We start from the raw sequence: 23,919 nt of genomic DNA, 5'->3' as shown, positions 1-23,919 counted from the left end.
ATTCGGATAATTTGATTTCCTTTAATTTCCCGTCGGTTTCTATATAATGCCGTCTGAAGCAGTTTTCATCTCCATTACATACCCGTCAATTCCAGGAATCTCTTATGGATTTTAAAAGACTTGTGGCATTTTTTGCCATTTCGCTGGCAATCTTTGCCGGCTGGGAACATTTCTTCCCCAGCCCCAAACCCAATCCGGCACAACAAGCCGCGCAGCAACAGCAGCAAACCGCCGCAACCGCTGCCGCTGAAGCTGCACTCGCCCCCGCAACGCCGATTACCGTAACAACCGACACGGTCAAAGCCGTCATCGACGAAAAAAGCGGCGACCTGCGTCAAATGACCCTGCTCAAATACAAAGCAAATGGCGACGAAAACAAACCCTTCACCCTGTTTAACGACAGCAAAGAATACACCTACGTTGCCCAGTCCGAGCTTTTGGACGCACAAGGCAACAACATCCTGAAAGGCGTCAACTTTACCGCAGCGCAAAAACAATACAGCCTCAACGGCGACAAAGTCGAAGTCCGCCTGAGCGCGCCTGAAACAAACGGACTGAAAATCGACAAGGTCTATACCTTTACCAAAGACAGCTACCTCGTCAACGTCCGTTTCGACATCACCAACACCAGCGGCAAGCCCGCCAACCTGAGCGCAGACTACCGCATCGTGCGCGACCGCAGCGAACCTGAAGGTCAAGGCTACTTTACCCATTCCTACCTCGGCCCCGTCGTGTACACCCCTGAAGGCAAATTCCAAAAAGTCAGCTTCTCCGACTTGGACGACGATGCCAAATCAGGTAAAAACGAAGCCGAATACGCCCGCAAAACCCAAACCGGCTGGCTCGGCATGATTGAACACCACTTTATGTCCACCTGGATTCTCCAACCCAAAGGCGGACAAAGCGTTTGCGCCGCAGGCGACTGCCGTATCGACATCAAACGTCGCAACGACAACCTGTACAGTACCAGCGTCAGCGTTCCCCTCGCTGCCATCCAAAACGGCGCGAAATCCGAAGCCTCCATCAACCTCTACGCCGGCCCGCAGACCACATCCGTCATCGCCAATATCGCCGACAACCTGCAACTGGCAAAAGACTACGGCAAAGTACACTGGTTCGCCTCCCCCCTCTTCTGGCTCCTGAACCAACTGCACAACATTATCGGCAACTGGGGCTGGGCAATCATCGTTTTGACCATTATCGTCAAAGCCGTACTCTACCCGCTGACCAACGCCTCTTACCGCTCGATGGCAAAAATGCGCGCCGCCGCGCCCAAACTGCAAGCCATCAAAGAAAAATACGGCGACGACCGTATGGCGCAACAGCAAGCCATGATGCAGCTTTACAAAGACGAAAAAATCAACCCGCTGGGCGGCTGCCTACCCATGCTGTTGCAAATCCCCGTCTTCATCGGCTTGTACTGGGCATTGTTCGCCTCCGTAGAATTGCGTCAGGCTCCTTGGCTGGGTTGGATTACCGACCTTAGCCGCTCCGACCCTTACTACATTCTGCCCGTAATTATGGCGGTAACCATGTTTGCCCAAACATTCCTCAACCCGCCGCCGACCGACCCGATGCAGGCAAAAATGATGAAAGTCATGCCGCTGATTTTCTCAGCCATGTTCTTCTTCTTCCCTGCAGGTCTGGTATTGTACTGGGTAGTCAACAACCTCCTGACCATCGCCCAACAATGGCACATCAACCGCAGCATCGACAAACAACGCACCCAAGGCGAAGTTATTTCCTAACAGCGGTTTGACACACAAAAAGGTCGTCTGAAAACTTAATTTCAGACGATCTTTTCTATTAGAATACCGATGGTTTGTCGGCTTCGACTTAACTCGACTACACTGTCGGGCTTGATTCGATAGGCAAAATTTAAGCCCCGGCGAAGCAGCCTGATACACGCATTAAGAAAATAATTTTCAAAGTATCGAATCAAATCAATTCATTATTTTTTAAAGGGCATCATCATGCGGACGTCTTTACATATGCTCAGCCTGACAACTGCCTCGATTTAATCCGCCATTTTGAGCGCATGGATTATCGTTGCTATTGGTTTGCTTCCTACCGCTATCAGAAAGACAACTTCTTCCGCCGCCCCGAAAGCCTATCGGGCGTAGATCTCAATCTTGCCTGTTTTCACCACGATGCAGCTCCCAGTCTGCCCGAAAAGCTATCCGCCTCTGTGGACAGCAATTTGGATTTTATTCCCTTAGTTACTCGAGAAATGCTTGAACGATGAGACAAGCGGATCAGGATTGGCAATAGCTTTGATTCGCCTCATTCAAAAAGGTCGTCTGAAAGCTCGAAACACGGGTTTTCAGACGACCTCTCGTTTTGGTATGCGGGATATGCCTTATCCCAGCGAGACCATTTCGATTTGTTCCATGCTGCGTCCGAGGAAGCGTTCGCCTATGGTGCGGAAGCGCAGGGGTATGTCGCTGACGTAGAAGCGGTAGTCGGGGCTGTCGTTTTCAGTGTTGAGCAGCCCTGCTTGGGCGAGCGCTTGGGCGAGCGCTTCGGCGGTGGTGATGGCGGAATCGACCAGGGCGACGTTTTGCGCTTCTTTGCCGATCAGGGGCTTGAGCAGCGGGAAGTGGGTGCAGCCGAGGACGAGCGTATCGATGTCGTCCACCAAGAGCGGTTTGAGGTATTCGCGCACGGTCAGGCGGGTTACTTCGTGGTCGAGCCAGCCTTCTTCCACCAGCGGCACGAGCAGCGGCGTCGCCTGCGTGCGCACGAGCGTGTCGGGGTTTTGGGTGTGGATGGCGCGGGCGTAGGCGTTGCTGTTGACGGTGGTGTTGGTGGCGATGATGCCGATTTTGTTGTTGCGCGTGGTGTTCAGAGCGGCCTGCGCGCCGGCGGAAATCACGTCCAATACAGGCATATTGCCTGCTTTTTGACGGATTTTTTGTCCGGCAACGGCGGCAATGGTGTTGCACGCGATGACGAGCGCCTTGACATCGTTTTCCAGCAGGAAATCGACAATCTGCATGGCGAAGGTTTCGATGGTGGCGCGGGATTTGGTGCCGTAGGGAACGCGGGCGGTGTCGCCGAAGTAGATGATGTTTTCCATCGGCAGGCGTTCCATCAGGGCACGGACGTTGGTCAGGCCGCCGACGCCGGAATCGAAAACGCCGATGGGGCGTTGTTTGCTGATAGTCATGATGCGGTTTGTACGGATTAGGTATGATGGGGCGATTGTACACGTTCGGCGCAAGGCTTAACAGGGACGGAGGTCGTCTGAAAGGGTTTGGGTTGTGTGGAAACGGCGTTTTCAGACGATCTTTACAGTTTTTGAGTCATTCCCCGATATGCTATAATCCGCCGTTAAACTTTTATCTTTTCAGGAAAAACCATGAGCTTGAAATGCGGCATCGTCGGCCTGCCCAACGTCGGCAAATCCACCCTCTTTAACGCGCTGACCCAATCGGGCATCGAAGCGGCGAACTATCCCTTCTGCACCATCGAACCCAACGTCGGCATCGTCGAAGTGCCCGACCCGCGCATGGCGGAGCTGGCGAAAATCGTCAACCCACAAAAAATGCAGCCCGCCATCGTCGAGTTCGTCGACATTGCCGGTTTGGTCGCAGGCGCGAGCAAAGGCGAAGGCTTGGGCAACCAGTTCCTTGCCAACATCCGCGAAACCGACGCCATCGTCAACGTCGTGCGCTGCTTTGACGACGACAACATAGTCCACGTCGCAGGCAAAGTCGATCCGATTGCCGACATCGAAACCATCGGCACCGAATTAGCCCTTGCCGACCTCGCCAGCGTTGAAAAAGCCATCGTCCGAGAAGAAAAACGCGCCCGCTCAGGCGACAAAGACGCACAAAAACTGGTCGAACTGTGCAAAAAACTGCTGCCGCATCTGGACGAAGGCAAACCCGTCCGCTCCTTCGGCTTGGACGCGGAAGAACTCGCCATGCTCAAACCGCTGTTCCTGCTGACCGCCAAACCCGCCATGTACGTCGGCAACGTTGCCGAAGACGGTTTTGAAAACAATCCGCACCTCGACCGCCTGAAAGAATTGGCTGAAAAAGAAAACGCCCCTGTTGTCGCCGTTTGTGCCGCGATGGAAAGTGAAATCGCCGAATTGGAAGACGACGAAAAAGCCGAATTCCTCGCCGAGATGGGCTTGGAAGAACCCGGCTTGAACCGCCTGATCCGCGCGGGCTACGACCTCTTGGGCCTGCAAACCTACTTCACCGCCGGTGTCAAAGAAGTCCGCGCCTGGACCATCCACAAAGGCGACACCGCCCCGCAAGCCGCCGGCGTCATCCACACCGACTTCGAACGCGGCTTCATCCGCGCCCAAGTCATTGCCTACGACGACTTTGTCTCGCTCGGCGGCGAAGCCAAAGCCAAAGAAGCCGGCAAAATGCGCGTAGAAGGCAAGGAATATGTCGTGCAGGACGGGGATGTAATGCACTTTTTGTTTAACGTATAAACCAAGCAAAACGCTTTTTCAGACGACCTTTGCCAAATCAAGGTCGTCTGAAACATTGAAGGAAACCCATGACCTCCGTTATCCAAGATTTGAAAGCGCGCGGCCTTATCGCGCAAACTACCGACATCGAAGCCTTAGACGCTTTGTTAAACGAACAAAAAATCGCCCTCTACTGCGGTTTCGACCCGACCGCCGACAGCCTGCATATCGGACACTTGCTGCCCGTATTGGCATTGCGTCGTTTTCAACAGGCGGGGCATACGCCGATTGCCTTGGTGGGCGGCGCGACCGGTATGATCGGCGACCCCAGCTTCAAAGCGGTGGAGCGCAGCTTGAATTCCGCCGAAACCGTTGCCGGCTGGGTAGAAAGCATCCGCAACCAACTGAAACCTTTTTTGAGCTTTGAAGGCGACAACGCCGCCATTATGGCCAACAACGCCGACTGGTTCGGCAGCATGAACTGCCTCGATTTCCTGCGCGACATCGGCAAGCATTTCTCCGTCAACGCCATGTTGAACAAAGAATCCGTCAAACAACGCATCGAGCGCGACGACGTCGGCATTTCCTTCACCGAGTTTGCCTACTCCCTGCTGCAAGGCTACGACTTTGCCGAATTGAACAAACGCCATAGCGCGGTTTTGGAAATCGGCGGCTCCGACCAATGGGGCAACATCACCGCCGGTATCGACCTGACCCGTCGTCTGAACCAAAAACAAGTATTCGGTCTGACCCTGCCTTTGGTCACCAAATCCGACGGCACCAAATTCGGCAAAACCGAAGGCGGCGCGGTATGGCTGAACGCGAAGAAAACCTCACCGTATCAGTTCTACCAGTTTTGGCTGAAAGTTGCCGATGCCGATGTGTATAAATTCCTGAAATACTTCACCTTCCTGTCTATCGAAGAAATCGATGCCATCGAAGCGAAAGACCAAGCCAGCGGCACCAAGCCAGAAGCGCAACGCATCCTCGCCGAAGAAATGACCCGCCTGATTCACGGCGAAGCCGCCCTGCAAGCCGCGCAGCGCATTTCCGAAAGCCTGTTTGCCGAAGACCAAAGCAGCCTGACCGAAGGCGACTTCGAACAGCTCGCCCTCGACGGTCTGCCCGCATTTGAAGTTTCAGACGACCTCAACGTCGTTGAAGCCTTAGTCAAAACCGGCTTGGCATCTTCCAACAAAGAAGCGCGCGGTTTTGTGAACAGCAAAGCGGTATTGCTCAACGGACAAGCCGCCGAACTGAACAATCCGAACCACGCTACCGAACGCCCCGACGATGCCTATCTGCTGACCGATGCGCACAAACGCTTCGGCAAATACACCATCGTACGGCGCGGCAAACGCAACCACGCGCTCTTGGTTTGGAAATAAGCCTTAATAAATGACAAAGGTCGTCTGAAATCCGTTTTCAGACGACCTTTTTGTTTTTAATCAGAGTTGATTTGTCAAACCTAACATTGAAAAATTCAGATTTTGTTGTACTGCAATCCGATACACCTACAAAAACTAACCACCATCAACTACCCAAGCCATAGCGTGGGCTTTGCCCACCAACCACGCCCAAAATTTCAGACGACATCTTTTGCCCGACATTTTCGTGAGCAAAGCCCACGCTACTTTGCTACGTCTTTAATTATAGCGACAACAGGTCGCCTTGGCATGAAGCAGTGCGTAATTCTTTGTCCACGTCCGTGCCGCATTCCCATACTCCCGATCCTACGGTATAGCGGATATTAATTTTTTTATTGGTGATTTTGTCGTTTACGCCACTGCTTTTGAAAGTAACGGTCAGCAGGCATTGGGTTTCAGTCTTTTTCAGAGCAACGCCGTTGACGAAATTGCCTGTATGTACGCTGGAGGTAAACCAAGGTTTGGTGGTATCACAGGCATTGATACCCTCGGTAGAAATAGCCTCGACCAGCGGACTTTTCAGACCGGCAAGGATTTCATGCCCTTCAGTTGCCTGCGCCTTGGCGGTATAGTTGCCGAACAATGGCAGGGCGATAGCGGCAAGTATGCCGAGAATGGCAACGACGATCATCAGTTCGGTAATAGTAAAACCTTGTTGTTTCATACGACGACCTTTAATGAAGTGAGTTTGGAACAGAATCAGTTTGCCCGATTTGAGTTACTGGAATAGATGTTAGAAAAGCCCGCCAGAGCGGGCTTTGTTATTTCACTATTTATGAAATTAGCTGTTATTTTTTTGCGGCAGCACGGCAAGCAGCAGGTGCTACGTTGTCAGCCAGGTTGGTCGTACAAGCCCAAGCACCAGTTGCAGGAGTCAGGGTCATGGTAATAGTGTTCCCAGCCACTTTGTCATTGACACCTTCGGTTGCTGCTTTGAAGGTAGCGGTCAGGGCGCAAGTAGCAGCATCACCAGTACCAGCAGCGGCAGGGGCAACACCACTTACATATTTACCTTCACGCACAGAAGAGGTGTACCAAGCAGCATCATTTTTACAAGCTTTTGCATTACTGCTTGCAGCCACTGCCTCAACCAAAGGCGTTTTCATACCACCCAAGAGTTCGTAGCCTTCAGTCGCTTGTGCACGGGCAGTGTAGTCGCCGTACATAGGCAGGGCGATAGCGGCCAAGATACCGATAATTGCTACGACGATCATCAATTCGATCAGGGTGAAACCTTTTTGGATTGCTTTCATTTAATAAACTCCAGTTTAAAAAGTGTTGTGAATAAAAATGTTTGTTGTTAAAAAACCGTAATGTGTTTGGCTCTCTTGTTTTATGAGTAAAACCATCAAGTAGAAGGAATATACAGCTTCCCGGTTCGGACTTCGTTACTTGTATTTCCTTGCCGGACGTAATGTATCAAGCAGGGGATGTGCCAAGTCTGGATTTTTTTGGATTTTTTGTGAAAATATTTTGTAATTTTATGTTTTTAATAGGTTTAAATTTGTTTTGAAGGATTTTTCGGGCAGATTTCGGCTTTTTTATGACGTAGAATTTTTTGAGGGATATGACGTGTTTTGTCATTTTCGAGAAAAAAAGGGAAACGTTTTATGTCATATGACGTATTTCGTCACTTTTATACCTATTTTAATAATATTGAAATAAATTTGATAAACGGTATATTTTTTAGACAAGCGGTATTTTGAAATTTTATATATTTTTAATACGATGATTTTATGTTGATTTTTTATACAAATTTGATAAGCGGATTTTAATTCAGATAAACGGTCATACTTAAAAGGTAATTATAGATATTTAGTTTATTTTTGAACGTTTAATTTGAATAAAACCGTCGTCTGAAAATATGGCGGGTTTCGCCGGTAAAACATAAACGCCCTGCCAAGACCAATATCTCTGCAAACCGCATCCGTGGGCAAAGTCCATACTGCGGTAATCGTTGAATATTTCTGAAAATCAGAGTTCTGGATTCCCGCCTGCGCGGGAATGACGGTGCGGCTGGCAGGGATATGGGGAGTTTTTTCAGACGACTTGAGGGGATCTGAAAGTGGCTGCCGTAGCGTGGGCTTCGCCCGCGAGAATATATAAGAGACCCGCCGCAACCGATATTGTCGTAAACCATATCCGTAGGCAAAGTCCACGCTACGGTGATCGTTGAATATTTCTGAAAGCCGTAGGTCTGGATTCCCGCCTTCGCGGGAATGACGGCACGGTTGGCAAGAGATATGAGAGGAATTTTTCAGACGACTTTATAGATTTCCGCAAGCAACTGCCGTAGCGTGGGCTTTGCCCGCGAAAATATATAAGAGACCCGCCGCGACTGATATTGTCGTAAACCATATCCGTGGACACAGCCTACGCTACAGTAATCATTGGATATTTCTGAAAATCGAAGGTCTGGATTCCCGCCTTCGCAGGAATGACGGCACGGTTGGCAGGGATGTGGGAACTGTTTTTTTCAGACGACTCGCGGGTGTCTGAAAGCGGCTACCGTAGCGTGGGCTTTGCCCGCGAGAATATATAAGAGACCCGCCGCAACTGATATTTCTGCGAACCGCATCCGTGGGTAAAGCCCACGCTACGGTGATCGTTGAATATTTCTGAAAGCCGAAGTTCTGGATTCCCGCCTGCGCGGGAATGACGGTGTAGCAGGCAGGAATGTGGGGACTGTTTTCATAGGTAAAAATAGTGGGATTGTTTTTCAGACGACCTCACACGCCCAAATACCCTTCCCTGCTGGCAAGCCATCTTGCCAGATGCGCTTCGACGATTTCGGGGTTTTGTTCAATCAGCATCGGGGCGATTTCGCGCGCTTGTTCCAAGAGGTGCAGGTCTTCTTCGAGGTTGGCGAAACGCAGCATGGGGACGCCGCTTTGGCGTGCGCCGAGAAATTCGCCGGGGCCGCGGATGTTGAGGTCTTGGCGGGCGATTTCGAAGCCGTCGGTGTGTTCGTAGATGACTTTCAGCCGCGCTTTGGCGAGTTCGCTCAAGGGTTCGGCAAACAGGAGGACGCACACGCTTTCTGCCGCGCCGCGCCCTACCCGCCCGCGTAATTGGTGCAGCTGCGCCAAGCCCATGCGCTCGGCGTGCTCAATCACCATCAGGGCGGCGTTGGGCACATCTACGCCGACTTCGATGACGGTGGTGGCGACCAAGACGTTCAGACGGCCTGCGGCAAACTGAGCCATGACTTCGGCTTTTTCGGCGGCTTTCATGCGCCCGTGTACCAAGCCGATGTTGAGTTCGGGCAAGGCTGCCTGAAGCTGCTCGAGGGTTTCGGTGGCGGTTTGCAGTTGCAGGGTTTCGCTTTCTTCAATCAGCGGGCAGACCCAGTATGCCTGCTGCCCTTTGCGGCAGATGTTGAGGACGAAGCCTTCGACTTCGGCGCGGCGGACGTTGTTGACGAGGCGGGTTTTAATCGGGGTGCGCCCGGGCGGCAATTCGTCGATGACGGACACGTCCAAGTCGGCGAAGAAACTCATGGCGAGCGTACGCGGGATAGGCGTGGCGGACATCATCAATTGATGGACGTCGCGCCCTTTGTTTTTGAGGGCGAGGCGTTGGGCGACGCCGAAGCGGTGTTGTTCGTCCACAATCACCAAGCCCAGATTTTGAAACTCGACGTCGTCTGAAAACAGGGCGTGTGTGCCGACGGCGATTTTGACGGTGCCGTCGGCGAGTTTGGCTTTGGCTTCGTCTTTGGCTTTTTTGCGCTGGCTGCCGGAGAGCCAGACGACTTCGAGTCCTAAAGGTTCGAGCCATTGTTTGAACTTGATGAAATGCTGTTCGGCAAGGATTTCGGTCGGCGCCATCACGGCCGCCTGCGCGCCGGATTCGATGGCGGTCAGCGCGGACAAGGCGGCGACGATGGTTTTGCCGCTGCCGACATCGCCTTGAAGCAGGCGGTGCATGGGGTGGGTTTGCGCCATATCGCGGCGGATTTCGGACACGACTCTTTCTTGCGCATCGGTCAGGGCAAACGGCAAGGCGTGGCGCAGAGCTTGGGTCAATGTGCCGTCGCCGCCCAATGCCGCCGCCGTGCCGCTGACACGCTTCTGCCGCGCCAAGCGCATGGAAAGCTGTTGCGCCAAAAGTTCGTCGAATTTGAGCCGCTGCCATGCGGGCAGCGCGCCGTCGGAAAGCTGGTGGATGGTAAAACTCGGCGGCGGCGAATGCAAAAGGCGCAGGCTTTCGGCGAGGTGCGGCAGTTTCAGACGGCCCAATAAGGCATCGGGCAGCGTGTCGTGCAGCGGCGTAACGTCCAACGCCGTCTGAATGATGCGGCGCAAAGTGGGCTGATTCAAGCCGTTTACGGTCGGATAGACGGGTGTGAGGCTTTCCGCCAAACCGCTGCCCTCGGCGTCGCGGATTTTGGGATGAATCATCTCGTCGCCGTGAAACCCGTGTTTGATTTCACCCACGGCGCGGATGCGTTTGCCGACCGCCATCTGCTTCTGATGGCTGGCGTAAAAGTGGATGAAGCGCAGAAAAAGGACGCTGCCGGAACCGTCGGCGATTTGGACAATCAGCTGCTTGCGCGGTTTGAACGTGACTTCCTGATGGATGACTTCGCCCTCGACCTGACACGGCACGCCGATCGGCGCGTCCTTAATCGGCATGATGTGCGTCTCGTCCTCGTAACGCAGCGGCAGATGCAAAACCAAATCCCATGCGGTATGGAGGTTGAGTTTGTCGAGCTTCTTGGCGGAAACGTCGGTGATTTTGAGCTGTTTCTGAGTTTCGGGCGTCATCATGGCTTTGTCCTTTAATGGCGCGTATTTTAGCTGAAAATGTAAGAAGGGGTCGTCTGAAAGGACGTTCAGACGACCTAGAGGCATTGCACAGGTAGAGTTTGATAATTTGTCCATGCCGTCATTCCCACGCGGGAGGGAATCTCGATTTCGGGGTTTCAGAAAAATTTACAAAGTTGCCATGATTTCAAATTTCTAGATTCCCGCCTGCGCGGGAATAACGGCATAAGGTTTCTATGTAAATCACTATAAACCGTCAAATTTAAGAATCCGTCCACCCTGCTACTTTCACTTTCAGACGACCTTGATAAAAAAAGCAACGGATAAACCGTTGCTTTTTTGTTTGACCTGCAAATCTTACAGACTGCCCAACACGATGCGCAACACGCGGCGCAGGGGTTCGGCCGCGCCCCACAAGAGCTGGTCGCCGACAGTGAACGCGCTGATGTATTCGCCGCCCATGCCCAGTTTGCGGATGCGTCCGACGGGGACGGACAGCGTGCCGGTAACTTTGGCGGGCGTCAGCTCGTGGATGCTGGCTTCTTTTTCGTTGGGGATGACTTTCACCCAGTCGTTCGCGCCTGCCAAAATCGCTTCGATTTCGGAAACGGGCAGGTCTTTTTTCAGCTTCAGGGTGATGGCTTGGCTGTGGCAGCGCATAGAGCCGATGCGGACGCACAAACCGTCGATTACGGTCGGATTGTCGCTGCGGCCGAGGATTTTGTTGGTTTCCGCGCCGCCTTTCCATTCTTCTTTGGACTGGCCGTTGCCCAAATCCACGTCAATCCACGGAATCAGGCTGCCGGCGAGCGGTACGACGAAGTTGGCTTTCGGATAGTCTTCGCTGCGCAGGAAGTCGGATACTTTGCGGTCGATGTCGAGAATCGCGCTGGAAGGATCGGCAAGCTCGTCCGCTACTTGGGCGTGAATCGCGCCCATGCCGCTGATGAGTTCGCGCATGTTTTTCGCACCCGCGCCGGATGCGGCTTGGTAGGTCATGCTGGTCGCCCATTCGACCAAATCGTTTTGGAACAGGCCGCCCAGCGCCATCAGCATCAGGGAGACGGTGCAGTTGCCGCCGATGTAGTTTTTCACGCCGTTTTTGAGGCCGTTGTCGATGACGTTTCGGTTGACCGGGTCGAGGACGATAATCGCGTCGTCTTTCATGCGCAGGGAGGACGCCGCGTCAATCCAGTAGCCGTTCCAGCCGCTGTCGCGCAGGGGTTGGAACACGGATTTGGTGTAATCGCCGCCTTGGCAGGTTACGATGATGTCCATTTTCGCCAGCTCGGCAACGTCGTTCGCGTCCAATAATGTTTTAGCCGCCTGACCGAAATCAGGTGCTGCGCCGCCGACGTTGGATGTTGTGAAGAAGAACGCTTCGGGAATATGGGCGAAGTCGTTTTCTTCTTTCATACGCTGCATCAAAACCGAACCGACCATGCCGCGCCAGCCGACGAAACCTACTTTCATGTTGAGCTCCTTAGGGGGAAATTGTTAACAAATTTCTGAATAGGGGAAAAGAAAGAGTTTTAAACCTGTTTGAGGTAAATGTAAAGTTTTTTATAGTGAAGGTACTTTAAATCGAAAAAGCCGCAAATGCCCCAAGCAATTTAATTAGCTCTTCGGCATTTTTAAAGATCGGACATACAATTGTCGTATAAAGGTTACTTGATAAATAGCAAAGCAGCATTCACAAGAGAAAACCGGTTAAATATGGAACATTTTTATCTAACTTTATCCTCCCTTATGTTTGCAAATGCCCGTAAATCCAGCATAATTAAGGTTTTTAGAACACGACAAGGCTGATTTCATGAGCGAGGGCGCAACCTTTTCCCGCCGGCTTCCCGACGAAGAGTCCACACTCGAGCTGGGCGAAAGTTGGGCAAAATCGCTGCGCGCGCCGTTGGTCATCCATCTGCAAGGCGATTTGGGCGCGGGGAAAACCACGTTCACGCGCGGCATCCTGCGTGGACTCGGACACACCGGCGCGGTCAAAAGCCCGACCTACGCCATCGTCGAATCCTACCCGCTGGAAGCGTTCACGCTCCATCATTTCGACCTTTACCGCTTTGCCTCGCCCGAAGAATGGGAAGATGCGGGTTTGGACGACCTGTTCTCCCCTGACAGCGTCTGCATCATCGAATGGCCGCAACAGGGCGGCGCGTTCACACCGCCCGCAGACATCACCGTCTCCCTGAATCACGCCGCGCAGGGCAGGGCCTGCACCGCTACCGCACACACTGCCAACGGACAAAAAAGTTTAGAAGCATGGTTAAATTCAAACTGACACGAAGACAAGTCGTCCGCCAAGCCGCCGGACTGTTGTTCACCCTCACGCCGATTGCCTCCGCCCTCGCCAAAGCCGCGCCGCCAGCCCAATTCGTCGCCGCCCGTATTTGGCCTTCGCACGCCTATACCCGCATCACCATCGAAAGCTCGCGCGCCCTGCAATATCAGCATTTCGCCTTGGAAAACCCCGGCAGGCTCGTTATCGACATCCAAAACGCCAACATCAACAGCGTCCTGCAAGGCATTTCCGGCAAAGTCCTGCCCGACGACCCCTATATCCGCAGCATCCGCGCCGGACAAAACACCCCGACGACCGTACGCGTCGTGATCGACCTCAAGCAAAACGCCCATCCGCAAGTCTTCTCGCTTGCTCCGGTCGGCGGCTTTAAAAACCGCCTCGTGATCGACCTTTATCCGCACGGTGTCGATGCCAACGACCCGATGATGGCGCTGCTCAACGGCAATCCGCCGAAACGCATGCAAACGCAACGTCCTGCCGAGCGCACGAACATTGCCCAAGACACGCCTCCGCGCTCCAACCGCGGCGGACGCCGTCCTGTCGTCATGATAGACCCCGGTCATGGCGGTGAAGACCCCGGTGCGATCGGTCCGAGCGGCTTGAAAGAGAAAAACGTCGTCCTCTCCATCGCCCGCGAAGCCAAAAACCGCCTTGAAAGCATAGGCTACACCGTTTACATGACCCGCAACGAAGACATCTTCATCCCATTGGGCGTGCGCGTCGCCAAAGCCCGCGCCCGCAATGCCGACGTGTTCGTTTCCATCCACGCCGACGCCTTCACCAGCCCGTCTGCGCGCGGTACCGGCGTTTATATGCTCAATACCAAAGGCGCGACCAGCTCCGCAGCCAAATTCCTCGCCCAAACCCAAAACAACGCCGACGCCATCGGCGGCGTCCCCAAAAGCGGCAACCGCAGCGTCGATAACGCCATTCTCGACATGACCCAAACCGCCACCATGCGCGACAGCCGCATACTCGGACATTCCGTCCTGACCGAATTGGGCAAACTCAACCAACTGCACAAAGGCCGCGTTGACGAAGCCAACTTCGCCGTCCTGCGCGCGCCCGACATCCCGTCCATCCTCGTCGAAACCGCCTTTCTGTCCAACCCCACCGAAGAGCGGCTGCTCGGCAGCGACTCCTTCCGCCGCCAATGCGCCGACGCCATCGCCACCGGCATCCAAAAATACGTCAACACCGCCGTATTGCGCAGAGGGTAAGCCGGGTTTGCCGGAAAAGATAAAAGGTCGTCTGAAACTTTGAAATCGGTTTTCAGACGACCTTTTATTTTTTACGTCATTCCTTAAAAAGCAATGTGTATTCGGTTCCATACCGAATTGCGCAACAAGTCCTAACGCCAAAAAACAATATCGTCCGCATCCGGCAACTCACCCGCCCTTGCGCAATACAAGATCGTCTAAAGTTCACAAAGCCGCCCGAAACGCAACTTAAATCTGTTTTCCGCTTGCCAAGCCTGTTAAATTTTTTTACGATACAGCCATAGATTGTAAACAAAGGCCACAAGCCGACTGTTTTTTCAGACGACATTACCCCTGTCAAACCTCATTTCTATAACCGTAAGCCGCCAAGCGGCTGTTTTCATACCACATCAAAGCAAGAGGTATCAAAGTGTCTGATTCCAAAACAAACGAACGCGCGACGTTTAGCAACCGCCGCGCGTTTATGGTTGCCGCCATCGGCTCTGCCGTCGGCTTGGGCAACATTTGGCGTTTCCCCTACATCGCCTTCGAAAACGGCGGCGGTGCGTTCCTCCTACCCTATCTGGTCGCACTCTTGACTGCGGGCATCCCGCTGCTGCTGCTCGACTACGCCATCGGCCACCGCTACCGCGGCTCGCCCCCGCTGGCTTTCCGCCGCCTCGGCCGCTGGTTCGAACCTGTAGGCTGGTGGAACGTCATGACCAATATCATCATCTGCATCTATTACGCAGTCATCATCGGCTGGTCGGCAAGCTATGCGTATTACTCACTGAACGCGGCATGGGGCGCAGATCCGCAGGCGTTTTTCTTTAAAGACTTTTTGAACATGGCAGGTCCTGAAGCCTTAGGCTTGGATTTTGTCGGCAAAGTCGTCGGCCCGCTGATCGGCGTATGGCTGTTTACCTGCATCATCATGGCTTTGGGCGTACAAAAAGGCGTAGCAGGCGCATCGTCGTTTTTCATGCCGCTGCTTTTGATTATGTTCATCATCATGGTCGGCATCTCACTGACGCTGCCGGGCGCGGCCAAGGGCTTGGACGCGCTGTTTACGCCTGACTGGTCGAAACTTTCCGATCCTAAAGTCTGGGTCGCCGCATACGGTCAGATTTTCTTCTCGCTCTCCATCTGCTTCGGCATCATGATAACTTACTCTTCCTACCTGAAGAAAAAAACCGACTTGGGCGGTACCGGCTTGGTTGTCGGCTTTGCCAACAGCAGCTTTGAATTGCTCGCCGGTATCGGCGTATTCGCCGCGCTGGGCTTTATGGCGCAAGCCAAAGGACAAGCCGTCAGCGAAGTCGCCTCCAGCGGCATCGGTTTGGCATTCATCGCCTTCCCGACCATCATCAATCAGGCAGGTACGTTGGGTGCAATCATCGGCATATTGTTCTTCGGTTCGCTGGTATTCGCAGGCATTACCTCGATGATTTCCATCGTCGAGGTCATCGTTGCCGCCATTCAGGACAAATTGAACATCGGCCGCGTCAACGCTACCCTGCTCGTCTGCATACCGATGGGCATTATCTCTACCCTGCTCTTCGGTACGACCACCGGCCTGCCCGTTTTGGACGTTTTGGACAAATTCGTCAACACCTACGGCATCGTCGCTGTCGGCTTTGTTTATGTATTAGCCATCGTCGCCCTGCGCAAACTGCCCGAGCTGCGCAACCACCTGAACGCGCTCTCCTCCGTCCGCGTCGGTGCGATTTGGACGGCCTGCGTCATCTTTACCGTCGTCATGCTCGGTTATATGCTTTACCAAGACACCAGCGGCCTGCTTAAAGAGAACTACTCGAACTATCCCGACGGTTTCCTCAATATCTTCGGCTGGGGTATGTCGGTCGGTCTGTTTGTTTTTTCTGTCATTCTGTCGCTGCTGCCTTGGAAGCATGGTCAAAACTTCAACGTCAAAGACGAACACGAACATGAACAAGGAGATAAAGAATGAGTACCATAGCCATCATCATGATGATTATCGCACTCGTCGTCATTTGGGGAGGATTCATCCTTTCCGTATGGCGGCTGCCTGAAGAATAGGCTTTTTCCAACAAATATTACAAAGACCGCACAGGTTGTCTGAAAACCCGACACCCCGAAACCGCATGACGGCCTCGGGGTGTTTTTTTATTACTGTAAAATCTAAAATCCTAAAAGCCCTCAATCCATTTAATCCTTTAGCCCGGCAATCGCACCGCACAAAAGCAACATTTGTTTACGCTAATTTTCCACAGGCGGGCGAAAGGTAAACAAAGGACTGATTATAATGAGAATACTTCGGCACAGCCGTGATTCACAAAAGGACGAGTTCATGACTATGAAACCAATCATGGCGGTATTGCTCGCCGCCAGCCTCAGCCTTCCCGCCATCGATGCGCAAGCCCGGGGGACTGAAAACCGGAAAAAAGCCACCATCGCCGGCGCGGCCGCAGGCGCAGCTTTGGGCGGCTTGGTGGGTAAAGACACAACAAGTGCCGTTATAGGCGCTGTTGCCGGCGGTTTGGCGGGTAACGCCTACGCCTACCGCAATAAAAAAATGAACCAAAAAGATAGAGACGAGTACGAAGACCGTTACCGCTACGACGACTACTACCGCTATGGTCGTGATCGCGATGAATACGACGATTACTACCGCCATGAGAAACGTTACAAAAAACACAAACACCACCATCGCAAGTATCGCGACTGGGATGATGATTACTACGATTATGACGACGATTAAACCCATCGTCTGAATATCTGAAAAAGGTCGTCTGAAAATACATTTTCAGACGACCTTTCCTATTTCAAATTCAAACAACCAAAACTCCGCCAACTCATCACGGTTCCGCCATTTCCAACGCCTGTTTGATGTCCACGGCAACGACGCGCGATACGCCTTTTTCCTGCATGGTTACGCCGACGAGCTGTTCCGCCATTTCCATGGTCAGGCGGTTGTGGGAGATGTAGAGGAACTGGGTTTGCGCCGACATTTCTTTGACCAGGTTACAGAAACGCGAGGTGTTGGCATCGTCCAGCGGGGCGTCGACTTCGTCCAGAAGGCAGAAGGGGGCGGGGTTGAGGCTGAACAGGGCGAACACGAGGCTCATGGCGGTGAGGGCTTTTTCGCCGCCGGAGAGGAGGTGGATGGTGCTGTTTTTCTTGCCGGGCGGGCGCGCCATGATGGACACGCCTGCGGTCAGGAGGTCGTCGCCTATCATTTTGAGTGTGGCTTCGCCACCGCCGAACAGGGTCGGGAAGAAGGTTTGGACTTTGCCGTTGACGGCGTCGAAGGTTTCTTTGAAACGCGCTTTGGTTTTGTCGTCGATTTGGGCGATGGCTTCTTCCAAAAGGGTGATGGCGGCTTGCACGTCTTCGCTTTGGCTGCGGTAGTAGCCGTCGCGTTCGCGCGCTTCTTCGAGTTCTTGCAGGGCGGCGAGGTTGACGGCGCCGAGGGCTTCGATTTGTTGGGTGAGGCTGCCGATGCTGCTGTTCAATACTTTCGGCGATTCTTTCGCCAACGCTTCGAGCGCATCCAAATCGGCGGCGCGTTCGGTCAGGTTTTGATGGTAGCGTTTGGCGTTAATCAGGGCTTCCTGTTGTTGCAACAGGGCGGTTTGGGTGGCGGCCTGAAGCTGCGGCAGCTTGGTTTGCAGGGTTTGTACGCGGGCGTATTGTTCCCTGCCCTGTTCCTGAATCTGCGCGAGTTTTTCCTGCACGGCGATGTATTCTTCGTCCAGCGTGTGCACGGCTTCGGTCAACTCGTCGAGCTTGATGTGCTGCTCGTCGTTTTGGAACTCGGTTTCATAGGCGAGGGCAAGCTCTTGCTGGCGTTCCTGCCAGTCCAGGGTTTGCTGTTCGAGCCGGGCGATTTGCTGTTGGTAGTTTTGTTTTTGCTGGTTGAGCTTGTGGACGGCAACTTCCGCCAGCCCGTATTGGCGGTTGGCTTCCAGCAGGGCAAGCTGCGCCTGTTTCAGACGGCCTTGCTGCTCTTGGCGGCTGTGTGCAGTGGTTTGCTGTTGGTGTTCGAGTTCGGCGGCGGCTTCCTGCAAAGTAGCGATGTCGTCTGAAAGCCCGTCGGACGTGTGTTGCAACACGGTCTGCTCTTCCGCCAACTGCGCCAGTTCGCGCTCGATGTGTTCGCGGCGGATTTGCCCTTGGTTGGTGCGCGCTAAAAGTTCGGCGGCGCGTTGCTGCGCTTGGCTGTATTGGCGCGTGTGCTGCTGTTGCTGCTGTATCAGGTTTTTATGTTGCACTTCGGACGAGCGCACGGCGGTTTCCGCCTGTTTGAACGCGGCTTCGGCGGCGGAGAGTTCGGGGGCGAGGTTTTCCAGTTCGGACGCGATGCCGTCGAGGCGCGCTTTTTGGGCAATCAGGCTTTCCTGCTCGGGTTTGGCATAGAGCAGGACGCTGACTTTATCGACCTGATGGCCTTCGGGCGTGAGCCATATTTGGTGTGCGCCCAAATCGCTTTGATGCGCGAGGGCGTAGCTCAAATCGGGCGAGCACAATACGCCGTCGAGCCAGTGGTGCAATGCCGTCTGAAACGGCGACTGCGCTTGGATTTGGTTCAACAATGCCTGTACGGGCAGGGATTTTTTGATGCCGCCGGAGAGGTCGTCTGAAAGCCATGCCGCCTGCCCTTGCGGCAACGGCGCGGGCGGAACGAAGCCGTGCGGCACGGCGCGGGCGTGCAGGCGTTCGGCAAGGATGACGGACAAGGCGTGTTGCCACTCAGCGGGCGCGGTGATGTATTGCCACAGTTGCGGCGCGGCGGCGTGGTCGGTTGCTTGCCAGAAGTCGGCGGCTTCCTGCTGTTGCGACAGGATTTGCGACAACGCCTGCTGCTGCGCCTGCAAGGTGATGTGTTGCTGCTTCAGGCTTTGGAAGCGGTTTGAGGTCGTCTGAAACGCCTCGCGTGCGGCGTGTAAGGCTTCTTCGGCGGTAATGATTTGTTCTTCGTAATGCTCTTGCTGGCTTTGCAACAAGGCGGCGGCTTCCTGCGCGGCGGCGGTTTCGGCTTCGTCGGGCAGGTTCAGGGCTTGGTTTTCCTGTTTCAGACGACCTTTGCGCTCTTCGTGCTTGGCAACGGTTTGTTCGGCATGGGCAAGCTGCTGCTGCTTCAACGCCAGTTCGCGGCGGATGCGGTTTGCTTCGTCCTGCTGGGTTTGGAAGGCGGCGTTGAGCGTGGCTTGGGCTTCTTCCAATTCGGGCAGACGCTCTTCGTGTTCGGCAACCTGCATCGCCCATTCCGCCAACTCGGTTTGCTTTTCTTCGGCCTGCAACTCGTTTTCTTCAAGCTGCACGCGGATTTGCTGCTGCTCCTGATGGATGCGCTGCATCTGCGCCTGCGCCGCCTGCTTGTCGCGTTCGATGCGTTGGTGCAGGTTTTGCTGATGGCGGATTTGTTCTTCCAAACGGGCAATCTGCTCGCGCAACACGCCGCGTTTGTTGCTCAATTCGTGCACCGTCTGCTGCTGCGACTGTTCGGCAGTCTGCAAGGCGTGTACTTCGTCGTTTAACGCCTGAACCTGCGCGGCGGTTTCGTCCTGCTGCGCCTGCAAAGACTGATGCTGCGCGGTCGCCTTGTCGGCGGCGGCAAGCGATTGCTGCCATTGGGCGTAATCGAGCAAATCCTGTTGTTGGTTCAACTGCGCGGTCAGGGATTTATAGCGTTCGGCGGTTTCCGCCTGTTTCTCCAGCTTTTCCACCTGACGCGCCAACTCGTTCTGCAAATCGCCCAAACGCTGCAAATGCTCGCGCGTGTCTTTCAGACGACCTTCCGTCTCCTTGCGGCGTTCCTTATATTTGGACACGCCCGCCGCTTCCTCGATATAGGCGCGCAACTCCTCCGGCCGCGCTTCGATGATGCGCGAAATCATCCCCTGCTCGATAACGGCATAACCGCGCGCGCCCACGCCCGTACCCAAAAATAAATCGGTAATGTCGCGGCGGCGCACGGTCTGATTGTTGATGAAATAAGTCGATTCGCCCTGACGCGTCAGCTGCCGCTTGATGCTCACCTCGGCATACTGCCCCCACGCCCCCTGCAAACTGTGGTCGCTGTTGTCAAACACCAGCTCCACCGAAGCCCTCGGCGCAGGACGGCGCGTCGCCGCACCGTTAAAAATCACGTCCTGCATACTCTCGCCGCGAAGCTGCTTCGCCGAAGCCTCGCCCAACACCCAGCGCACCGCGTCAATCACATTCGACTTGCCGCAGCCGTTCGGCCCGATAACCGCAACAAGCTGCCCCGGAACATGAATCGTGGTCGGGTCGGTAAAAGATTTGAAGCCGGAGAGTTTGATGTGGGTCAGGCGCATGGGATAAGGATGGGGAGAAAAAAAGAAAGTGGGATTTTATACTAAAACATCTGACAAAAGGTCGTCTGAAACCCTGTTTCGAGGTTTCAGACGACCTTTGCTTTCAGACCTTCTTAACGGCGCGGCTTATTCCTTGCCGATGCCTTTATCCAGCCCTTGCGTCAGACCGTTGATGTCGCCGCCGTTCAGACCCAATTCTTTCAAGAGGCCGTCAACCAGCGGGGCTTGGCTGCGGTAGCGCAGTGCGCTGTTGACCATTTGGTCGGCGAGGCTGGCTTGTGTGGTTTGACCGTCCGACACGCCTTCGGAGCTGTTGGCAGCGCCGCTGAATCCGCCCAAGCCGTTGACTTGCAGAATCTTGATGTCGTCGATGTTTTCCATCGGGCGCACGGATTCGCGGATGATGTCGGGCAGGTGTTTCAACAGGGCGAGGCGCACTTGCATTTCGACTTGCTCGACGCTCAGGACGTTGGCGGCTTCGTTCACGGCGCGGGTACCTTCGGCATCGACTTTGTATTGCTGCTCTTGCGCTTGTGCCAACAGGACTTTGGCATCGGCTTCACCTTTGGCTTGCAGGCGTTGTTTCTCGGCTTCGGCTTCGGCGGCGATGCGCACGGCTTCGGCGCGGTCTTGCGCGGCCTGTTTCTCGGCTTCGGCGGCGACGGTGAGCGAAATCGCGTCTTTTTGCGCGGCTTCTTCGGCGGCAATCAGCTCGACCGCTTTGGCACGTTCGGCACGTTCGGTTTCGCGTACGGTAATCACGCTCTCTTCTTCACGCACGGCGGCGGCGCGGGCTTTGTCGGCCTCGGCTTTGGCTTCGGATTCGGCACGCGATTTTTCGGCGACGGCGATGGCGCGGTCTTGTTCGGCAAGCTCGATGGCTTTGCGGCGTTCGACCTCCGCCTGCTCGACGGCTTGGGCTTTGCGGATGTCTTCGTTTTTAATGTCGCGTTCGGCGGCGATGCGTTTCAAATCCACTTCGCGTTCAGCGGCGATTTTGGCTTCTTCCGCCTCGCGTTTTTTCTGCGCTTCCTGCTCGGCGATGCTGGCTTCCTGTTCGGCGCGGCGCACGGCGATTTCGCGTTCTTGTTCGAGTTTGGCGTATTCTTCTTCGCGCGAGATTTTCAGGCGTTGCTGCTCGGCTTCGAGGTTTTTGGTTTTAATCGCCAAATCGGTGTCTTGTTCGATTTCGTTGCGTTTTTTGCGGCGGCCTTCGATGGTTTCGGTCAGTTTGGTCAGACCTTCCGCGTCAAACGCGTTTTGTGGGTTGAAAAACTCAAAGCTGGTCTGGTCGAGGCCGGTCAGGGAAACGGTTTCGAGTTCGAGGCCGTTTTTAAACAAGTCTTCGCTCACGACTTGTTGCACTTTCTGAACGAAATCAACACGTTTTTCGTGCAGCTCTTCCATCGCCATTTCGGCGGCGACAGCGCGCAGGGCATCGACGAATTTACCTTCGACGAGATCTTTCAATTCGTCGGGCGACATGGTTTTCATACCCAGCGTTTGCGCGGCGGTGGCGATGCTCTCGGCGCTGGGTTTGACGCGGACGTAAAATTCCGCCATGACGTCAACGCGCATCCGGTCGCGGGTAATCAACGCCTGCTGCGCCGCGCGGCGTACTTCGAGACGCAATGTGTTCATGTTGACGGGGATGATTTCGTGCAGCACGGGCAGCACCATCGCGCCGCCGTTCATGATGACTTTTTCGCCGCCGAAGCCGGTACGGACGAAGGAGACTTCTTTGCTGGCGCGGCGGTACAGGCGGGTGAGAATAAGGCCGAGTACGAACAGCGCGACGAGTATGACGCCGGCGATGATGCCGATGGAAACTAAGTTCATGGGTTTTCCTTTCTTGTTGTCGATATACCCTTGAGGGGCGTGGGTTCAGACGGTTTTTTAGGGTTTGGGGTCGTCTGAAAGGTTAAAAATTTTGGGTTTTAAAGGTAGGTCAGATTCTTGAATCCGATAATTTCGGTTATGTGCAATACTGATGAAACGGGGCAATTTGTCGGATTCAAGAATCCGACCTACCGAGCTTATACCTTGAATATCACTGCCAACCTGTTAATTCAATCAATGCGTTTCGGGAAGCTGTTGTGCAGATATTGTGTCTTCCTAAGCCCAGCAGCCCGCCGATGACTGTTGTTCCTCTGCGTTCGGTAATCAGGCTGACTCCGACGATGTCACTCATATGGATACGGTCAAACTTCCTGTAAGCCCCGTCATGTCCGCCTTGATAACGGATGCGTCCGAATGCACCATAAATAATCAATTTTTCGCGATCAATATAAATCGATTTCCGGGTCGTCAGCCCGCACCACCAACGTTCCGCACGCCACAACCACCATAGCGTGAATACAATAGCCAGCAGCCAAGTCATGTTGCTAGAAAGCGATAGATTCATCCATTTCACTATCTTCAGCCAGAGACCGCCCACGCCGATGAGACCGAACAAGAAAGCAACCAAGGGTTGAAACAACAAACCTCTAAATAATGAATGTTTAAACAGTAGCCCGTCGCCGACAACGATAACCCCTCGCGGCAGCTTGTTTTTCAACGCTTCGATGCGGGATTGCATATCGCGCTCAGGCTGCGCCAAATGATCCATATCTATCCCCGTTTTGTTTTTCTAATCTGATAAAAAATGATGGTTCATTGCAAACCGGCGTTTATCTTTTCAGACGACCTCAATCCACCAAACTCCCGCTCGGATTCAAAATCGCCTTAAACGTATTTCCCTCCAGCGACACCAGCAACACCGCGTCGCCCTGTTTCAACACTTCGTCGGAATCCGGTTCTGCCATCACATAATGCTGCTGCCCGTACACATCCTTCACCCGCACCTGCGCTGCGCTGCCTGCCCGCGCCTCGCCCAGCACCACTGTGCCGATGCGTCCGATTAGGCTTTCCTGCGAAACGGCGGTGGTTTCGTCTTTGGGCATGATTTTGTACAAGCCACCCGCCGTCAGGCGCACCAGCGGCAGCGAAAGGAACCACACGGCGATTGCCGCCAGCCATCCGTTCAGATAGCTGCCGAACACGGCAGCAAAGGTCGTCTGAAACAGGTAGCCCGTCAGTCCGTACACGGCAAGGAACACCACCATCAGCATCAATACCGGCACGCGACCGACATACAGCCAGCTCAGAAACCTGACGAACACGCCCGCGTCCGCCGCATCCAGCCCGACTTCGGCGTGCGCGGTTTCGGTCAGGCTGTCGGGCAGCAGGTTGTCCAGCCAGTCGCTGATGCCGCCCGCCAGCATGGAGATGACTTCCAACACGCCGAGTAAAACCATCAGCGCGATGGCGATGCCGAAGATTTCCGTTTCGGGGGCGTTGATTAAATTCCACATATTCCGTTCCTTGTTCTGTCAACTTTCAGACGACCTTAAATAGACTGCTTGCGAAAATTTGAATGTTTGATTGCCGTTATTCCCGCGCAGGCGGGAATCCAGAAGTTT

At 54.2% G+C, this 23,919-nt stretch carries 18 protein-coding genes; 9 read left to right on the top strand and 9 right to left on the bottom strand.

Going from position 1 to position 23,919, the window contains the following annotated elements:
- Positions 1-104 precede the first annotated feature (104 nt).
- Together yidC and HMPREF2907_RS11975 are read left to right on the top strand one after the other, a co-directional pair.
- Positions 105-1,748, top strand: a complete 1,644-nt coding sequence (gene yidC / locus HMPREF2907_RS07815; RefSeq protein ID WP_070681867.1) for a membrane protein insertase YidC — start codon at positions 105-107, stop codon at positions 1,746-1,748.
- 290 nt (positions 1,749-2,038) lie between these two features.
- A complete protein-coding gene (locus HMPREF2907_RS11975) occupies positions 2,039-2,245 on the top strand; it encodes a hypothetical protein (protein ID WP_210388598.1) in 207 nt (68 codons plus the stop codon).
- A 114-nt stretch (positions 2,246-2,359) separates the two neighbouring features.
- Here the strand turns inward: HMPREF2907_RS11975 and murI are convergent, their stop codons facing one another.
- Complete coding sequence (murI, locus tag HMPREF2907_RS07810; RefSeq protein WP_070681864.1) at positions 2,360-3,169, bottom strand: glutamate racemase; 810 nt, start codon at positions 3,167-3,169, stop codon at positions 2,360-2,362.
- A 192-nt stretch (positions 3,170-3,361) separates the two neighbouring features.
- Here murI and ychF point away from each other — a divergent pair, with 192 nt between their 5' ends.
- Positions 3,362-4,453 carry a redox-regulated ATPase YchF gene (gene ychF / locus HMPREF2907_RS07805; protein ID WP_070681861.1) on the top strand — a complete coding sequence of 364 codons (1,092 nt, stop codon included), beginning with the start codon at positions 3,362-3,364 and terminating at the stop codon, positions 4,451-4,453.
- A gap of 68 nt (positions 4,454-4,521) precedes the next feature.
- Positions 4,522-5,820, top strand: coding sequence for a tyrosine--tRNA ligase (gene tyrS / locus HMPREF2907_RS07800; protein ID WP_070681858.1), 1,299 nt, complete (start codon positions 4,522-4,524; stop codon positions 5,818-5,820).
- A 262-nt stretch (positions 5,821-6,082) separates the two neighbouring features.
- On the opposite strand, the gene HMPREF2907_RS07795 is transcribed toward tyrS, so the two are convergent.
- From HMPREF2907_RS07795 to asd, 4 genes are all read right to left on the bottom strand, one after another.
- Positions 6,083-6,523, bottom strand: coding sequence for a pilin (locus tag HMPREF2907_RS07795; RefSeq protein WP_070681855.1), 441 nt, complete (start codon positions 6,521-6,523; stop codon positions 6,083-6,085).
- 124 nt (positions 6,524-6,647) lie between these two features.
- Positions 6,648-7,112, bottom strand: coding sequence for a pilin (locus tag HMPREF2907_RS07790; protein ID WP_070681852.1), 465 nt, complete (start codon positions 7,110-7,112; stop codon positions 6,648-6,650).
- A 1,476-nt stretch (positions 7,113-8,588) separates the two neighbouring features.
- Entirely contained in the window at positions 8,589-10,631 is a 2,043-nt protein-coding gene (gene recG / locus HMPREF2907_RS07785) for an ATP-dependent DNA helicase RecG (protein WP_141754425.1), read from the bottom strand.
- A gap of 354 nt (positions 10,632-10,985) precedes the next feature.
- Positions 10,986-12,101 (bottom strand): aspartate-semialdehyde dehydrogenase, encoded by a 1,116-nt coding sequence (gene asd / locus HMPREF2907_RS07780; protein WP_070681849.1) that lies wholly within the window; start codon positions 12,099-12,101, stop codon positions 10,986-10,988.
- A 340-nt stretch (positions 12,102-12,441) separates the two neighbouring features.
- Between asd and tsaE the strand changes: the two genes are divergently transcribed.
- The 5 genes from tsaE to HMPREF2907_RS07760 all read left to right on the top strand — a co-directional run bounded on the left by tsaE (position 12,442) and on the right by HMPREF2907_RS07760 (position 16,878).
- Entirely contained in the window at positions 12,442-12,918 is a 477-nt protein-coding gene (tsaE, locus tag HMPREF2907_RS07775; RefSeq protein WP_039408819.1) for a tRNA (adenosine(37)-N6)-threonylcarbamoyltransferase complex ATPase subunit type 1 TsaE, read from the top strand.
- Entirely contained in the window at positions 12,900-14,159 is a 1,260-nt protein-coding gene (locus HMPREF2907_RS07770) for an N-acetylmuramoyl-L-alanine amidase (protein ID WP_070681846.1), read from the top strand. Before tsaE ends, HMPREF2907_RS07770 begins: the two co-directional genes overlap by 19 nt.
- A 409-nt stretch (positions 14,160-14,568) precedes the next feature.
- Positions 14,569-16,107: a sodium-dependent transporter gene (locus HMPREF2907_RS07765; protein WP_070681843.1), complete on the top strand. Its 1,539-nt coding sequence runs from the start codon at positions 14,569-14,571 to the stop codon at positions 16,105-16,107.
- Positions 16,104-16,196, top strand: a complete 93-nt coding sequence (locus HMPREF2907_RS11960) for a methionine/alanine import family NSS transporter small subunit (protein WP_083310710.1) — start codon at positions 16,104-16,106, stop codon at positions 16,194-16,196. Before HMPREF2907_RS07765 ends, HMPREF2907_RS11960 begins: the two co-directional genes overlap by 4 nt.
- A gap of 271 nt (positions 16,197-16,467) precedes the next feature.
- Entirely contained in the window at positions 16,468-16,878 is a 411-nt protein-coding gene (locus tag HMPREF2907_RS07760; protein ID WP_070681841.1) for a glycine zipper domain-containing protein, read from the top strand.
- Positions 16,879-16,975: 97 nt separating this feature from the next.
- On the opposite strand, the gene smc is transcribed toward HMPREF2907_RS07760, so the two are convergent.
- The 4 genes from smc to HMPREF2907_RS07740 form a co-directional block, all read right to left on the bottom strand.
- Positions 16,976-20,458 carry a chromosome segregation protein SMC gene (smc, locus tag HMPREF2907_RS07755; protein WP_070681838.1) on the bottom strand — a complete coding sequence of 1,161 codons (3,483 nt, stop codon included), beginning with the start codon at positions 20,456-20,458 and terminating at the stop codon, positions 16,976-16,978.
- A gap of 126 nt (positions 20,459-20,584) precedes the next feature.
- A complete protein-coding gene (locus tag HMPREF2907_RS07750) occupies positions 20,585-22,297 on the bottom strand; it encodes a flotillin family protein (RefSeq protein ID WP_070654748.1) in 1,713 nt (570 codons plus the stop codon).
- A gap of 211 nt (positions 22,298-22,508) precedes the next feature.
- Complete coding sequence (locus HMPREF2907_RS07745) at positions 22,509-23,066, bottom strand: hypothetical protein (RefSeq protein ID WP_070681835.1); 558 nt, start codon at positions 23,064-23,066, stop codon at positions 22,509-22,511.
- 79 nt (positions 23,067-23,145) lie between these two features.
- Complete coding sequence (locus tag HMPREF2907_RS07740) at positions 23,146-23,811, bottom strand: YqiJ family protein (protein WP_070681832.1); 666 nt, start codon at positions 23,809-23,811, stop codon at positions 23,146-23,148.
- Positions 23,812-23,919 lie beyond the last annotated feature (108 nt).

Source organism: Neisseria sp. HMSC055H02 (assembly GCF_001813335.1).
Lineage (GTDB): Bacteria > Pseudomonadota > Gammaproteobacteria > Burkholderiales > Neisseriaceae > Neisseria > Neisseria sicca_C.
The sequence above is the reverse complement of the archived record's forward strand: the minus strand, read 5'-3'. Positions and strand labels throughout refer to the sequence as shown.

Coding starts and splice junctions, on each gene's coding strand:
- yidC (WP_070681867.1), top strand. CDS start 105: ATGGATTTTAAAAGACTTGTGGCATTTTTTGCCATTTCGCTGGCAATC.
- HMPREF2907_RS11975 (WP_210388598.1), top strand. CDS start 2,039: ATGGATTATCGTTGCTATTGGTTTGCTTCCTACCGCTATCAGAAAGAC.
- murI (WP_070681864.1), bottom strand. CDS start 3,169: ATGACTATCAGCAAACAACGCCCCATCGGCGTTTTCGATTCCGGCGTC.
- ychF (WP_070681861.1), top strand. CDS start 3,362: ATGAGCTTGAAATGCGGCATCGTCGGCCTGCCCAACGTCGGCAAATCC.
- tyrS (WP_070681858.1), top strand. CDS start 4,522: ATGACCTCCGTTATCCAAGATTTGAAAGCGCGCGGCCTTATCGCGCAA.
- HMPREF2907_RS07795 (WP_070681855.1), bottom strand. CDS start 6,523: ATGAAACAACAAGGTTTTACTATTACCGAACTGATGATCGTCGTTGCC.
- HMPREF2907_RS07790 (WP_070681852.1), bottom strand. CDS start 7,112: ATGAAAGCAATCCAAAAAGGTTTCACCCTGATCGAATTGATGATCGTC.
- recG (WP_141754425.1), bottom strand. CDS start 10,631: ATGATGACGCCCGAAACTCAGAAACAGCTCAAAATCACCGACGTTTCC.
- asd (WP_070681849.1), bottom strand. CDS start 12,101: ATGAAAGTAGGTTTCGTCGGCTGGCGCGGCATGGTCGGTTCGGTTTTG.
- tsaE (WP_039408819.1), top strand. CDS start 12,442: ATGAGCGAGGGCGCAACCTTTTCCCGCCGGCTTCCCGACGAAGAGTCC.
- HMPREF2907_RS07770 (WP_070681846.1), top strand. CDS start 12,900: ATGGTTAAATTCAAACTGACACGAAGACAAGTCGTCCGCCAAGCCGCC.
- HMPREF2907_RS11960 (WP_083310710.1), top strand. CDS start 16,104: ATGAGTACCATAGCCATCATCATGATGATTATCGCACTCGTCGTCATT.
- HMPREF2907_RS07760 (WP_070681841.1), top strand. CDS start 16,468: ATGACTATGAAACCAATCATGGCGGTATTGCTCGCCGCCAGCCTCAGC.
- smc (WP_070681838.1), bottom strand. CDS start 20,458: ATGCGCCTGACCCACATCAAACTCTCCGGCTTCAAATCTTTTACCGAC.
- HMPREF2907_RS07750 (WP_070654748.1), bottom strand. CDS start 22,297: ATGAACTTAGTTTCCATCGGCATCATCGCCGGCGTCATACTCGTCGCG.
- HMPREF2907_RS07745 (WP_070681835.1), bottom strand. CDS start 23,066: ATGGATCATTTGGCGCAGCCTGAGCGCGATATGCAATCCCGCATCGAA.
- HMPREF2907_RS07740 (WP_070681832.1), bottom strand. CDS start 23,811: ATGTGGAATTTAATCAACGCCCCCGAAACGGAAATCTTCGGCATCGCC.